Origin of the sequence: Streptosporangium sp. NPDC000396, from assembly GCF_042898655.1 — a bacterium.
Classification (GTDB): Bacteria; Actinomycetota; Actinomycetes; order Streptosporangiales; family Streptosporangiaceae; genus Streptosporangium.
In genome coordinates this window covers 269,188-283,150 of record NZ_JBIAZA010000002.1, presented here as the reverse complement: position 1 = coordinate 283,150, position 13,963 = coordinate 269,188, and the positions used below count along the sequence as shown (strand labels likewise).

Annotated in this window: 14 protein-coding genes; 5 read left to right on the top strand and 9 right to left on the bottom strand. The window is 69.6% G+C overall.

Annotated features, from left to right (window positions below; all coding sequences use genetic code 11):
• Window positions 1–111 precede the first annotated feature (111 nt).
• Window positions 112–1,101 carry a helix-turn-helix domain-containing protein gene (locus ACFY2X_RS03730; RefSeq protein ID WP_389931822.1) on the top strand — a complete coding sequence of 330 codons (990 nt, stop codon included), beginning with the start codon at window positions 112–114 and terminating at the stop codon, window positions 1,099–1,101.
• Window positions 1,102–1,106: 5 nt separating this feature from the next.
• On the opposite strand, the gene ACFY2X_RS03725 is transcribed toward ACFY2X_RS03730, so the two are convergent.
• Complete coding sequence (locus ACFY2X_RS03725) at window positions 1,107–1,604, bottom strand: MarR family winged helix-turn-helix transcriptional regulator (protein WP_389931819.1); 498 nt, start codon at window positions 1,602–1,604, stop codon at window positions 1,107–1,109.
• 52 nt (window positions 1,605–1,656) lie between these two features.
• On the opposite strand from ACFY2X_RS03725, the gene ACFY2X_RS03720 reads away from it, so the two are divergent.
• A complete protein-coding gene (locus ACFY2X_RS03720; RefSeq protein ID WP_389931816.1) occupies window positions 1,657–2,385 on the top strand; it encodes an SDR family NAD(P)-dependent oxidoreductase in 729 nt (242 codons plus the stop codon).
• 30 nt (window positions 2,386–2,415) lie between these two features.
• Here ACFY2X_RS03720 and ACFY2X_RS03715 read toward each other — a convergent pair whose 3' ends face one another.
• Window positions 2,416–3,798, bottom strand: coding sequence for an LCP family protein (locus ACFY2X_RS03715; RefSeq protein ID WP_389931815.1), 1,383 nt, complete (start codon window positions 3,796–3,798; stop codon window positions 2,416–2,418).
• A gap of 230 nt (window positions 3,799–4,028) precedes the next feature.
• Here ACFY2X_RS03715 and ACFY2X_RS03710 point away from each other — a divergent pair, with 230 nt between their 5' ends.
• Entirely contained in the window at window positions 4,029–4,889 is an 861-nt protein-coding gene (locus tag ACFY2X_RS03710) for a hypothetical protein (RefSeq protein ID WP_389931813.1), read from the top strand.
• 133 nt (window positions 4,890–5,022) lie between these two features.
• On the opposite strand, the gene ACFY2X_RS03705 is transcribed toward ACFY2X_RS03710, so the two are convergent.
• From ACFY2X_RS03705 to ACFY2X_RS03680, 6 genes are all read right to left on the bottom strand, one after another.
• Window positions 5,023–5,943: an NAD-dependent epimerase/dehydratase family protein gene (locus tag ACFY2X_RS03705; protein WP_389931810.1), complete on the bottom strand. Its 921-nt coding sequence runs from the start codon at window positions 5,941–5,943 to the stop codon at window positions 5,023–5,025.
• Between the two features lie 126 nt (window positions 5,944–6,069).
• Window positions 6,070–7,809 (bottom strand): class I adenylate-forming enzyme family protein, encoded by a 1,740-nt coding sequence (locus ACFY2X_RS03700; RefSeq protein ID WP_389931807.1) that lies wholly within the window; start codon window positions 7,807–7,809, stop codon window positions 6,070–6,072.
• A complete protein-coding gene (locus ACFY2X_RS03695; protein WP_389931805.1) occupies window positions 7,806–8,927 on the bottom strand; it encodes a cytochrome P450 in 1,122 nt (373 codons plus the stop codon). The genes ACFY2X_RS03700 and ACFY2X_RS03695 overlap by 4 nt, the downstream gene beginning before the upstream one ends.
• Window positions 8,924–9,655, bottom strand: a complete 732-nt coding sequence (locus ACFY2X_RS03690; protein WP_389931802.1) for a glycosyltransferase — start codon at window positions 9,653–9,655, stop codon at window positions 8,924–8,926. The genes ACFY2X_RS03695 and ACFY2X_RS03690 overlap by 4 nt, the downstream gene beginning before the upstream one ends.
• Entirely contained in the window at window positions 9,655–10,614 is a 960-nt protein-coding gene (locus ACFY2X_RS03685; RefSeq protein ID WP_389931799.1) for a 3-oxoacyl-ACP synthase III family protein, read from the bottom strand. The genes ACFY2X_RS03690 and ACFY2X_RS03685 overlap by 1 nt, the downstream gene beginning before the upstream one ends.
• 71 nt (window positions 10,615–10,685) lie before the next feature.
• Entirely contained in the window at window positions 10,686–11,267 is a 582-nt protein-coding gene (locus ACFY2X_RS03680) for a TetR/AcrR family transcriptional regulator (RefSeq protein ID WP_389931796.1), read from the bottom strand.
• A 170-nt stretch (window positions 11,268–11,437) separates the two neighbouring features.
• Between ACFY2X_RS03680 and ACFY2X_RS03675 the strand changes: the two genes are divergently transcribed.
• Window positions 11,438–12,337, top strand: a complete 900-nt coding sequence (locus ACFY2X_RS03675) for a diiron oxygenase (protein ID WP_389931793.1) — start codon at window positions 11,438–11,440, stop codon at window positions 12,335–12,337.
• 134 nt (window positions 12,338–12,471) lie between these two features.
• Complete coding sequence (locus ACFY2X_RS03670; protein WP_389931789.1) at window positions 12,472–12,840, top strand: ArsR/SmtB family transcription factor; 369 nt, start codon at window positions 12,472–12,474, stop codon at window positions 12,838–12,840.
• A gap of 25 nt (window positions 12,841–12,865) precedes the next feature.
• On the opposite strand, the gene ACFY2X_RS03665 is transcribed toward ACFY2X_RS03670, so the two are convergent.
• Window positions 12,866–13,894: a GlxA family transcriptional regulator gene (locus tag ACFY2X_RS03665; protein ID WP_389931786.1), complete on the bottom strand. Its 1,029-nt coding sequence runs from the start codon at window positions 13,892–13,894 to the stop codon at window positions 12,866–12,868.
• Between the last annotated feature and the right edge of the window lie 69 nt (window positions 13,895–13,963).

The following is a 13,963-nucleotide window of genomic DNA, read 5'->3' as shown; positions in this document are numbered from 1 at the left end:
AACGACAAGTCTCAATGATTCGCTTGAAATACTGGGTTTTCACGCCAATCGTTGCAACAGCATTGTTGATAAATGCAATCCACGCCAACCAGTCGTTGCAATGTACTGTTGGTGAACGCACCCGTGGACCCGAACCGACAGGAGGGCGAGCCGATGCCCGGAAGCAGGCTGACCCACGAGGATCGCCGGCAGATCGCGATCTGGCTGGCCGAAGGGCTGGGATACGCCGAGATCGCCCGGCGGCTGGGCAGGCCCACGTCCACGATCAGCCGCGAAGTGGCACGCAACAGCGCGCCCGGCGGCTACCTGGCCGACCCCGCCCAGCAGGCCGCCGGGCGGCGCGCCCGCCGCCGCAGACCGGTTCAGGCCACGGAGCCACCGGCCGACGAGCGGCCGGCCGAGTCCGTGCGCGGTTTCGTGGAGCAGTTCGCGACGCTGCTGGTCGGGACCGGCCTTCCCCGGATGCCCGCTCGCGTGTTCGTCTGCCTGCTCACCTCCGGCTCCGGGAGCCTGACGTCCGCCGAGCTCGTACGCCGGCTGCAGGTCAGCCCGGCGTCGGTGTCCAAGGCCATCGGCTATCTCGAGGAGATCGAGCTGGTCAGGCGCACACAGGATGCCGGCCGCCGCGAGCGGTACGTCATCGACGACGACGTCTGGCTCCGGGCGTTCAAAGCCGACACCGGGGCACACGCCGAGGTCGCGGCGGCCGCGCGGCACGGGATCGAGATCTTCGGCTCCGGCACGTCCGCCGGCACCCGGCTGAGCCAGATGGCTCAGTTCTTCGCCTGGATCAGCGAGCAGATGAACGACAGCGGCCTCACCGACGCCGTCGTGCGCGACGCGCTGACGGTGCTGGCCGCGCTGGTGTACGCCGCTCGGCCACTCACCGTGGACGACCTCGCCACGGCACTGGACTGGCCCATCCAGCGGGCGGCCGGCGCCCTGGACGCGATCAGCCGTCGTCCGATCCTCTCCGACCCGCTCACCGTGGAGCAGGTCGGGCGCGGCGTGTACGCCATCGCCCCGAGGCCTGACCGCCTGAGCTCCGCGCAACGCGACGCGCTGATCGTCAGTCCGCGCTCGACCGGTGCATCGCGCTGATCCCCCTACTGCGCCGGCGCCCGTATCAGCGAGGTCGTAGCCGCTTCGCCGGTGTGCGGTGTCGAGGCCTGCTCGGTCTGCCGGCCGGTGAGAAGCGCTGCGATGCGCAGGAGCGCGTGGCGGTCTTGAGGGGACAGCCGGTCGAGCAGGTGTTCACGCACTGCTTTGGCGTGGACCGGCCGGGCTTGGTGGAGCATGGCGCGTCCATGTTCGGTGAGCTCCACGTTGGTGCCGGTCGGTCCTTTCTCTCGCTGGACCAGGCGGCGCTCGGTCATGCGGGTCAGCTGATGGGACATCGCGCCCTTGGTCAGGTGCATGGAGTCGGCCAGGGCCTGCTGGCCCATGCTCCCGCCATGGGCTTCCAGGCGGTAGATGACGCCATAGTCGGCACCGGACAGCCCGGTGCCGGCGGTGATGTCCGTGACGACGCGGCGGGTGACCACCATGCCCAGGGTTTTGCAGGCGTGCCATACCGCGAGGTCGTCGCTGCTGAGTGGGTTCATGGCACCAGCATAGGTTGTCATGGCAACCACGCCTGTGGTTCCCTTGGTTGCCATGACAACCACAGTGATTGTGGCCGGCGGTTCCTCCGGCATCGGCCGCGGTGTGTGCGAACGCCTGGGGCGTCAGGGCTGGAACGTGGCCGTCGCCTATCACCGCAGCGGCCGTCAAGCCGCGGAGATCGCCGCCGGGATACAGCAGGCCGGCGGTGCGGCGATCGCCGTCCGGGCGGACGTCACATGCCGGGCTGATGTCAGTGCCCTGTTCGACCGCGCGCAGGAGGCGTTCGGCGGCATCGACGCCCTGGTCAACTGTGCGGGCGTCAGCGCGGTCCGGTCCATCGCCGACAGCGATGACGCCCTGGTCGCCGAGCAGATCGGTGTCAACCTTCTCGGCTCGCTCTACGGCATGCAGGAGGCCGCCGGCCGCCTGCGCCCCGGCGGCAGCATCGTCAACGTCTCTTCCTCCGCCGTCACCGTCGGCATCCCGGGCTTCGGCCTGACCCTGGCGGCCAAAGCCGGTGTCGAGGCGCTGACCCGGGTTCTGGCCAAGGAACTCGGATCGCGCGGCGTCAGGGTCAACGCCGTCGCCCCGGGCCTGCTGGACACCCCGACGTTCCGTGCCGGCAAGACCGACCAGGACCTGCAGCGCTTCGCGGCCCAGGTCCCCCTGCAACGCCTCGGCGAGGTCGAGGAGGTCACCGCGGCCATCGTCTATCTGCTCAGCCCCGAGGCGTCCTGGGTCAACGCGCAGGTCCTGCGTGTCAACGGCGGCTATCTGTGAGCGTGGGACAAGGTCGTCGGCCCCGGAGTGTCAGTCGCAGGCGGAGTCGAGGTTGGTGAGGCTCGCCCGGACGCTCTTCCTGGCGCTTCTGGTGCTCCTGGCACTCTTGGCGGGGCTGGAGGAGGCGGAGGCGGTCTTCTCCAGGACGGCGGCGACCTTGCGCTTGATCAGGTCGTAGTCGGGGTCACCGGTGTTGATCAGTGGGGGAACGAACTGGTAGCTCACGATCTTCGCGTCCTTGACCTTCCCGGCCAGGTCGATCAGGTTGGGCAGCAGCGTCTGCGGGATGTCGGTGGAGACCGCGTGCATCGTGGCGTCGGCCAGTTTCTCGAAACTCCTGAGGACGGTCACCGGGTCGGCCTGTTTGGCGACGGCGTTCATCAGGCACTTCTGTCGGCCCATCCGGACGTAGTCGTCGCTGTAGGTGCGGGCCCTGCCGAACCAGAGCGCCTCCTCACCCGACAGCCTGCGGGTGCCCGCCCGGATCAGGCCCTCGTTCTGCCTGCCGTACACGATGGGATCCTTGACGGAGACCTTCACGCCGCCCATCGCGTCGATGATCTCGGCGAAGCCGAACATGTCGACCATCACGTAGTTGGTGACGTCGAGTCCGGTGATGCCGCTGATCGTTTGCTTCAGCAGCGTCGGGCCACGGTGGCCCTTGGCGATGCCCGGGACCATCTCGGGGTGGTCCTCGGCGTACTGGAAGATCTCGTTGAGCAGGCCCGGGGTGTAGGTCGACTCTCCTTCGAAGCCGTAGGGGAAGCGGTCGCGGGCCGGACCTTTCGGCAGCGGGACGTTCTCCAGGTTTCGGGGCAGGCCGAACAGCACGGTGTTGCCCGTCCCGGTGTCGATGCTCGCCACGGTCATGCTGTCGGTGCGCACGCCCACCCGGTTGGCCGCCGCGTCCGCGCCGACCAGCAGGAGGTTGACCCGGTGGCGGCCTCTCCACGTGTCCACCGGGATGGGGCTGGTCTCCGCGGCGAACACCGAGGTCACCACGTGCTGGGAGACGTAGGCCAGCCGGGCCGCGTAGGCCATCGGGACGATGACGAGCGTGCACACCATGCCCACCGCGAGGGCGGACAGGTAGCGGGCGGGTCTGGACAGTGACTCCGGCTGGACCAGCTGGTAGGAGCGGATGATCACGGCCACCGCCGCGGCGGCGAACAGTATCGCGGACAGCGCGAAGATCCACAGCCAGGCCGGTTGCACGGCCAGGGAGAGCAGGTCCGGCGTGGCGCCGAGCAGGACGGCCGCGATCGCCGCTACGAGGGTCACGTAGATCCCCATCAGGATGGCGCCCGTCACGCGGCGGCCGACCCACAGGTGAGCCAGGCCCCACAGAACGGCTGAACCCAGCGTCAGCGCCAGGCTCAATCCCGTGCTCGGACGACCCTGTTTACCTGCCATCTCTTCAACCATCCCCTGTCCCTGAGCTGCACGTGTCACAGGTTAGTAACGGTTTCCGGATGAATCCTCTATATGGCTGCGCGACGCGCGGAGAAGTCCGGTCAAAGTTCGGTGGGCGAAGACCGCCGATTCGGTGGTTGCTCTCTTCAAATCGCGGTCAAAAAGGATATATAGCGTGTTTCTGCAGGTCAGGGCAGGGGTTCCTGGGTAAGGTTGACGGGGGAGGTGCCGTGCGGAGAGTGGTCAGCTCGGTCCTGATCGTGCTTGGCTGTGTCTTCGCCCCGCTCGCCCTCGTCGGGTTCTGGGCGGCGGACGAGGTTGCCGACGCCGAGCAGTACGTCGAGAACATGGCTCCGCTGGCCAGGAATCCAGCCATTCGGGACGCCATCGCGGACCGTGTCAGCGGCGCGATCATACGGCCGATGCCGAAAAGATCGATTTCGCCCATCAACGACCTCATCCGCAAGGAAGTTGATGCGGTCGTCGACGGAAACGACTTCCCCGTCGCCTGGGCGAACGTCAACCGGAGGGCTCATCGGCAGCTCTGCGCGCTCCTGTCCTGTGCGGGCGGCCGCCGTCCCCTCGTCTGGAACAGGCCCGTCAGCTTCGACCTCACCCCGGTGTACGACCTGGTCAGGCGGGGGATGGAACCCTCGCGCCTCCCCGACCTGCACCCCACGATCGAGCTGCCCTCCTCGCAGGCCCTGGTCAAGGCGCAGACCGTGCTGTCCTGGCTGACCGCGTTGCGGTGGGTGCTGCCGGTCCTGTCCATGAGTCTGTTCGCGGCGGGGGTGTTCCTGGCGCCGGATCGGGAGATCGCGTTGATCGGCGCAGGTCTCGGCCTGGCCGCGAGCATGGTCGTGCTGGCCGTCGTCCTGGTCGTCGTCCGTATCGCCTACCTGCCCGGCCTCACGGGCGAGGGACTCTCGGCCGACGCCGCGAACGCGATGTTCGACGCGCTGTCCCGATTCCTGAAAATCGGCCTGCGCGTGCTCTTCGCCGCCGGCCTGACCCTGGCCGCAACGATCTTCATCGTCCGGCGCAGCCGAACTTCCCCCGCGCGTCTCCTCGGGACGGAAACGGCACCCTGAGCGAAGGCATGCGTGTCCGAGTCGCACTTCTCGAGCGTTCTCCGCCACAGCCCGTTCTCGATACGGCGCGGTTTCGTACGGTTGTTCCCGTACGGCCCGTCTCCTGGGCGGTCGCCGTGCCGGAGCCTCATGATCACCAGCTGGCGGCGCCCTCGAACGACGTCGCCGTCGGCCGGAACCCGAGCCGGTCGCGGGCGGCGGTGATGTCGAGGGTCCGCTCCACGGCCAGATGACCCACGGCATAGCGGGTGAGCCGGGGCGGGCGCGGGCGCCCGAGCAGCCGGAACGCGGTCTCGGCGACTACGGCGAGGGGTTCGGCCAGCTTGAGGGGCAGATAGTACGGCTCGGCGCCGATGCCGCGTTCCCCGAGGATCGCACGCAGGGCGTCGTCGAGGACGACGGGTTCGGCGTCGGTCACGTTGAAGACGCCGTGCTCGACGGGACCGGCGGCGGCGAGCAGGCAGGCCTGGACCAGGTTGTCCACCGAGGTCAGGCTGATCCGCTGCCGCCCGTCTCCCACGGCGAGGAGCCTCTTTCCCCGGACCGCACCGAGGACCCGGGGGAGCAGGGTCGTGTCTCCCCTGCCGTATATGGCGTGTGGCCGCAGGATGACCGCTCTTCCCGGGACTCTCTCGGCGACGGCCTTCGAGGCGCCGTAGGCGTTGACATACCGGTTGACCGGAGCCGTGTCCTCGGTGGCCATGACGGTCGGCCGGAAAGGGTCGTAGACGCTGGCCGTACTCACATGCACGAACCTGGCTCCGGGGAAGGCGGCCACCGCGTTGCGGGTTCCTTCCACGTTGGCCGCCCAGATCTCCTTCGGCGGCCCCCAATCCGTGACGCTCCCGGCACAGTGGATCACCACGTCCACCTCGGGCAGCTCTGGCCTGTCTGCCAGGAGATCCCAGGACGTGTACGGCGCGCCGCCCACGTGCCCGTCCTCCACTGACGGCCGTCTGCCGAAGGCGGACACCTTCCATCCCCTGTCCACGGCCGCCCGGCAGACCGCCCCGCCCACGAACCCCGAAGCCCCGGTGACTCCGACTCTCACCATGCCTCCTGTGTCTCCGGTGTCCCCGTCCTTGTGTCGTCTTCCCGGCTTCCGCCCCGGGGGCGGCCGGGCACCGTCACGTTCTCGCCCTGCGGGGCCTTCGAGGTGCCACCGCGGCGATCCCGGTTCTCAGGCACGGCGGGTGACCAGGCCGCGGAGGGCGGCGCGGTCGAGTTTGTCGGCGCGGCCGGAGCGGGGGAAGGCGTCGAGGGGCTCAATACGGTCGGGAAGAGCGGCGGCGTCCACGATCGCCGGAAGGGCCTTCCTCAGCAGGCCCTCGTCGTAGCCGTCGGCGGGAACGACGGCCAGCACGACCTCCTCGTCCCCGGTCTCGGGGTCGGCCAGCCCGACGATCGCGGCCTCGGCGACCCCGGGCAAAGCGGCGACGGCGGGTTCGTAGAGGCCGGGGTAGATGTTGACCCCGTCGCGAAGGATCATGTCCTTCTTCCGGCCGAGCAGGACCAGCCTGCCCTCTTCGAGACGGACCAGGTCTCCGGTCGCGATCTCCTCCAGCGGATCCTCCCCGAGATAGCGCTGGGCGAGGTGGGGCCCGGAGACGAACAGCTCGCCGTCGTCCGCGATCCGGACGCCGACTCCCGGAAGGGGAGCCCCGAGCAGGTCTCCGTCGGCCTGGGCCAGCTTCTCCCGCGCCGAGGCGATCGCGATCGGCAGCGCCTCGGTCATCGCGTAGACCGACAGCACCTCCGGACCGGCCTCGATCGCCCGGCGCAGTACGGCCGGGGGCGCGGGGGCCGCGCCGAGCAGCAGGTAGCGCAGCGTCCCGGGGAGTCTGGGCGTCTGGCGGAGTAGCCTGTCCAGGTGCACCGGGACGGCGAAAGTATGGGTGGCCCTCCTTTCGGCCAGCTCTTCGGCGAGGTCTCCACCCCCGGGCAGCGACCAGGTCGCCCCGGCCAGCAGTGCGGGCAACCCCAGCATCAGCTGGTCGGTGTGTACGATGTCACCGGGGCCCAGCGGGAACGCGCTCTGGAACATCGCCAGCCCCGCCGCCAGCGACCCCCGGGTGTGCACCACGCCCCGTGGACGAGCGGTGGTCCCCGAAGTGAAGATCACCGCAGCTGGCTGATCTGCTGAAATTTCGGATATGTCCGGCGCGTCAGCGCCGGACATATCCGGGCTGGCGGTCAGGTTGTCATTTGTGCTGGTGGTTGGGCTCCCGCCTGTGCTGGTGGTTGGGTTTCCGCCAAGGCCGTCGTCCGGGCTGTCCGGCGGGATGTACGGCTGGTGCACAGAGGGAGGGACCGAGCCGGGCGACCGGAGAATCCGTGACAGGCGCAGGGCCCCTCGGGGCACCCCGGGCAGCCAGGGGCCCGTGAAGAGATGGCGGACCGGCCGGCCGGGAAGGGGATCACGAAGGTTCGGCAGGAGCAGGCCGCGCCGGCGGGCCAGGCCCTTGAGCGGGCCGCTCAGGGTGTAGAGCAGAGACTCGGCGACCACCCACTTCGGCCGGGTGGCCGTCATACGGGCGGCGAGCACCTCGGGAGCCAGGCCGGGGTCGGCGAGCACGAGCGTCCCACCGGCGGCCACCGCCCCCAGCGCGAGCGCCACCGCGTCCACGCCCGGCCGTACCGCGAACAGCACTCCGTCCCCCGGCCGCAGCCCGCTTTCCATGCCGTTTCCTGACCGTGGCTGGTTTGCCGTGCCGTTCCCGGGCCGCGATCGGCTTTCCGTGCCGTTCCCCGGTAGTGGCGGGCTTTCCGTACCGGGCCCTCCGGCTATCGCGTCGCGGACCGCGCGCACCCTGCGGGCCAGTTCCCCGTATGTGATCTTCCGGCCGCGGCCGTCGATGAGGGCGGTCCGCTCGGGCTCCCGCTCGGCGGCGGTCATGATCCCGGTGATGACGTCGCTCATGCCGCGGTGATCCACAGGTGTTCGTAGGTGGGAATGAGGACTCCTCTGGCAGCGCGCCGCCGTACGACACGCACGTTGTGGGAGAGCAGGACCGAGGCCACCGCTCGGATCTCGGCCAGGGCCAGCGGGTAGCCGATGCAGAAGTGCGGACCGGCGCCGAACCAGAGCTGGCGCAGTTCGGGCGGATGCCTTCGCGAGGGGTCGAAGGGGCCGTGTGCCCGGGCGCAGTTGTGGGTCACGATCAGCACCCTGTCGCCGGGCCGTACCGTCACCCGGCCGACCCGCGCCGTGGCGCTCACCGAGCGCAGCATCACCGGTGTCGGCGTGGTGATCCGCATGGCCTCCTCGATGACCCGGTCCAGGTCGTCCACCCGCGTCCGATGGTCGTGCAGGAGGGCGATCAGCCGGGGGACGAAGGTGGCGACCGTCTCCGTGCCGGTGAGGAAGAACGCGCCGGCCGCACCTCTCGCCTCGGCCGCCGACAGCCCCTGCGCCCGCATCCGGCCCATGACCGTGGACTCGTCTTCGGCCTCGTAGGCGGCCTGCGCGATATCCCCGATCTTGTCCAGCACCCGCCGCGCGACCGCCACCTGCCGGTCCGTCAGCCGCCGGGACCGCAGCGAGACCATCGAGACGACTCGCTCCCCGTCCGCGAACAGCTCTCTGGCCCGCGCCTCGGAAACCTCACCCAGTCCGATCACGCGGCAGATCACCGCCCCGGCCATCACCCGCATGGCGTCCACCAGGTCGACCGTCTCCCCGCGCCCCAGCCGCGCCGAGAGCTCCGAAAGCGGTTCCCGCAGCACGTCGGCGACCAGCGCCGAGACGCAGGCGGGGGTGAACAGCGGCATCAGCTTCCGGCGCAGCGCGAGGTGGCCGGGCCCCTCCATGTTGAGCAGCACCGAAGGGCCGAGCACCGGTGTCCACAGGTCGCCGGGCGACCCGGGGCCGTCCTTGCGGAACCGGTCGTCCATCAGTACGGCACGCGCGGTGGCGGCGTCGTTCACCACGACCCCCAGGCCGGGGATCCTGACCACGGGGCCAAGGCGGGCCAGGAGCCGCATGAGCGGGTAGGCGAAAGGGTGCGCGGCCAGGTAGAGCCGGGCCTCGTGGTTCATCGGACGTCGATCACTTCGGGGCGGTAGTGGTGGTCGGCGTACCAGGCGAGGGTGCCCGCCAGGCCGTAGGCGCGCAGCCGCCGTACCGAACCGAAGACCACCACGTCGCGGCGGGACGCGTAGGCGGAGGTCAGCTTGCGCACCCGGTTGACCAGCGCGCGGTCCTCGTGGACCTCTTCGATCGCGGTCCTGGGGAAGCCCCCCGCCCGCTCGTAGAGGTCGGAGGTGATCGCCAGGGTCGCGCCGGGCATCATCACGTAGGGGCCCTTGTAGAGCGGATCCCGGTTGCCCGGACGGTAGCGGCCGAACGTCGCCGCCACCTCGATCACCAGCGGGATGAACCGCCGTTCCCAGAACTTGAGCCGGAACTCGTCGGTCCTGGGCCGGAGCTGGCCGCCGACCATCTCCAGGCCGTCGCCGAACGCGCGCCGGATGTTGCGCACCCAGTCGGGGCGGGGCAGGCAGTCGGCGTCGGTCCTGGCCAGGTGCGTCGCGCCGTGCGCGATGGCGTGGCGCATCCCGGTGTCGGAGGCGGCACCGGTGCCCTTCCTGGTCTCGGTGATCACCTGGACGCCGTGCCGGCGGACGATCTCGGGGGTGCCGTCGGTGCTCGCGTTGTCCACCACGACCAGCGTGAAGTCACGGTCGTCCTGTTCGGCCAGCGCCCGTAGCGTCGCCTCGATGCCCCCGGCCTCGTTGTAGGCCGGAACGATCACCCAGAGGTCCATCACATCTCCGCCAGCATCACGCCCGTGCTGATCCCGCCGCCCAGGCCGAGCAGCGCCACCCGGTCACCCGGTTGCCAGCCGCCCAGCGTGAGCTGGAGCGGCAGCGTGGTCGAGGCGCAGTTGCCGTGCTCGGGCAGGCTGATCACGAGTTTCTCCTCGGGGATGTCCAGCGCCCTGGCGAGGAAGTCCAGGTACGGCAGCGCCACCTGGTGCACGGCCACGACGGCGAAGTCGTCCCAGCTCAGGCCGGTGCGCTTGAGCGCGTTGAGGAAGATGTCCGGGCCGATCAGCTCGAAGGCCTCCTTCAGCCGCCGCCCGTCGCCCCGGAAGTAGGAGTATTCGGGGTCGCGCGGATGTGCCGAACCGCCACCCGGCAGGGTGCCGATCGCCCACGCCGTGGAGTCGGCGGAGAAGTCACGGTAGAAGATGCCCCGCTCGGCGTCCGCGGTCACCAGCACCGCGGCCCCGCTGTCCGACAGCGTGTAACCGGCGAAGGAGTCGACGAACTGCGCCCGGTCCCTCACCCGCCACCGGATCGCCCGGGACGGGACCTCGCCGGAGCAGACCAGCACCCTGCGGTGCGCTCCAGAGAGGATCAGCGCCTCGGCCACCTGAATCCCGTTGATCATGCTGTTGCAGGCGTTCTTGATGTCGAACACCGGGCACGACAGGCCGAGCTTGGCCGCCACGATGTGCGCGGTCGCGGGCTCGACCATGTCCTGGGAGGCCGAGGCGAAGATCAGCAGGTCGGCGTCGGTGTGATCGAGCTTGCGGACGGCCTCGGCCGCCAGGTCGGATGCCTGCTGGTCGTCGCGGGCGACATACCGGGACCGGATGCCCGTCAGCCGCTCGATGACGCCTCGGTAGGGGACATATCCCTCGATCTGCCGCTCCACCTCCGTGCTGGTCAACGTCCGTTCCGGCAGATACGTGGCGACGCCCGTGATCCGGGCTTTCATCGATCCCCCTAAATAAGGTCAAGTCTCCCCATGTCCGCGCAATGTATCGAAAAGGCGGGCAATTGTCCCGGTCATGCGGGCGGGATGAGACCGATGCGCAGAAGAACGTCGATGGAGCGGCGCAGTTCGACGGGGTCGTCGAGGTCGGTCGTCAGGCTGGGCGTGGTGATGAGGGAGAGGATGAGCCGTACACCCCACTCGATCACCAGGTCGACGCTGAGGTCGGCGACACCCGCCTGGGCGAAGGCCCGTCGCAGCGAGGGGGCCGTCGCGTCGACGGCCAGGCGTATCAACGGCTCGGCGTTGATCGTGAACCGGGGGAGCACCACCTGCGGCTCCTCCAGGAGCATCTTGCGCAGCAGGGCGTGGCGCCGGGCGTAGGTGACGCTGAAGGCCACCAGGTCGGCCAGCTGCTCCCTGACCGGGCCGGGCCGTTCGAGCAGGGGGCGCGCGATGTTCAGGAATCGGCCGACCTCCCGGTGCAGGAGCGCGTCCAGGATCGCCTGCTGGTCCCCGACGTGCTTGTAGACCGTGGGCCGGGAGACCGCCGCCCGCTCGGCGATGAGGCGGTGGATCCGGGTGCTCAGCCCGATCTCAAGGAAGCACTTCTCGGCGGCGTCGAGGATCCGTTCCCGGATGTCCTCTTCGCTCATCGAGTTCCGCTCCTGTCACGGCCGTGGGGTTGGAGCGATCGTACCCGCGGGCGGAGATCGGGCGCTTCGCTTACGAACGGCCGTGAAATGTAAACGAAAGGTGTTGACCGGCACCCTCTGGCGATTTACGTTTCAGGCGAAAACGTAAATCTCCGGTTGGGAGACTCCCCGTGACGATCGCGCCCCCGGACCGAGAGCAGACCGCCGAGCGACTCCTGCGCACCTCGGCGAAGCACACCCACGACCCGCTGACCGAGATCGACTGGGACGCCCCGCTCGCCGAGAACCGCTACTTCTCCCCGCCGCACCGTTCCTCCCTGTACGGCACGGCGCTGTGGGAAGGGCTCGACGAGGAGCGGCGGATCGAGCTGACCAGGCACGAGACGGCGAGCATCGCGAGCGTCGGCATCTGGTTCGAGTGCCTGCTCATCCCCATGCTCATGAAGCACATCTACGACCAGGACCCCACGACCAAGCACGTCCAGTACGCGCTGACCGAAATCGGCGACGAGACCCGCCACTCGGTGATGTTCGCCCGGATGATCGAGAAGTTCGGATGCCCGGCCTACGGCCCCGATCGGATCGCCCGGGTCCTGGGCCGGGGGTCGGTTCTGACGCTCCGGCAGATCTCCGGATTCGCGGGGGCGCTCTTCGTGGAGGAGGTCCTCGACGCCCTGCAACGCGAGGCCATGGCGGACGACTCGCTGCAACCGCTGGCCCGGGAGGTCTCCCGGATCCACGTGATCGAGGAGGCCCGGCACATCCGCTACGCCAAGCAGGAACTGGCCCGCCAGTGGACGGCGGCCGGGCCGCTCGCCCGCGCCTACCACCGGCTGATCCTCGGCGGCGCCGTCTATCTCGCGACGACCCGCCTGATCCACCCCGGCGTCTACGCCGCCGTCGGGCTCGATCCGAGGCGGGCGCGCAAGGTCGCCGCCGGCAACCCGCACTACCGCAGGACCCTCGCGTGGGCGGCGGGCAAGGTCGTGGCCGAGATGGGCGGGCTGGGGCTCATCAAGGGACCCGGCAGACTGCTGTGGCGCAGGGCCGGGCTGCTCGGCGGGAGGTGAACGCCGCACCGACGACGATCTTGAAGATCGGTTGAGAGCCACGGCGGTTCTCGGCCCTTCTTGGACCCGCGGCCATGGCGAAGTGCTTGATACGATACTCATTATCATTTGAGCACTTGTTCAGGAGTTTCCCCATGGACGTCGTTGCCGGTCTTGACGCCTGCACCACCATGGAGCCGGACGAGGCCAAGGTGGCGGCGACACGAGACCGGCTTGTCACCGCGGAGGAGGCCGTCCAACTCGCCGAGCTGTTCCGGCTGCTGGGCGATCCGACCCGGGCCCAGCTCCTGTACGCGTTGCTCGAAGCCGGGGAACTCTGCGTCTGCGACCTCACCGAGACGGTGGAGGTCAGCGACACCGCCGTTTCGCACGCGCTCAGGCTGCTGCGGACGGCGGGCATCGTGGCCAGCCGCCGGGCCGGGCGGATGATCTACTACCGCCTCGCCGACGGCCACGTCAGGATGCTCCTCGACCTCAGTCGCGAGCACCTGCGCCACGGCTGATCCGTGCCGCCGGACCGGACGGCCGTCAGGCGCGAGCCGTACTGCCCGCGGGCTTCCCGCGAGCCGTACCGTCCGCGGGACTGCCGGGCGGGTCCTGCACCGGTTTGAACGTGCGGCGGTAGGCCATCGGCGAGACACCGATGGCCGCGTGCAGGTGCTGCCGGAGCGAGGCGGCGGTGCCGAACCCCGCCCGCAGGGCGACGTCGTCCACCGGGAGATCGCTGGCCTCCAGCAGGCGGCGGGCCAGCTCCAACCGCTGCATGATGAGCCACTGGCCCGGGCTGAGGCCCATCTCCTCGCGGAAACGCCGGGTGAAGGTGCGACGGCTCATCCGCGCGTGAGCGGCCAGCTCGGCGAGAGGGAGCGGCCGGTGCAGGTGTTCCAGCGCCCAGGTCCGGGTCGCGGAGGTGGTGGCGGTGGACGGCTCGGGAATCGGGTGTTCGATGAACTGGGCCTGGCCGCCGTCGCGCCACGGCGGGACGACACACCGCCGAGCCACCCGGTTGGCCACCTCGCTGCCGTGGTCGCGGCGGACGATGTGCAGGCATAGATCGACCCCGGCGGACACTCCGGCCGAGGTGAACACATCCCCGTCGTCCACGAACAACACGTCGGGATTGACGACGACCTGCGGGAACAGCTTCTGGAAGTGCTCGGCGTGCATCCAGTGGGTGGTCGCCGGGCGGCCGTCGAGAAGCCCGGCCGCCGCGAGCACGTAGGAGGCGGTGCAGATCGAGACCAGGCGGGTGCCCGGCCGGATGAGGTCGATCGCCTCAGCCAGGGGCCCGGGAAGCCGCCCCTCGGCGGAGATCGATTCGAGCGCGTGCGTGGCCGGGATCACCACGGTGTCCGCCGTGGCCAGCGCCTCGGCTCCGTGATCCACCGAGATCGCGAAGTCGGCGTCGGTGCGGACCGGGCCGCCATCGACGGTGCAGGTGATCACCTCGTAGAGCGGCTCGTGGTCCGGATCCTGGGCCAGGCCGAAGACCCGAGCCGGGATGCCCAGCTCGAAGGGGATGACACCGTCCAGAGCGAGCACGACGACTCTGTGCATGGCCCGATCCTTACCCACGATGAATCCAGGCCACCCATGGCCGGGTTGATTCTTTGCGCTTTCCGCCAT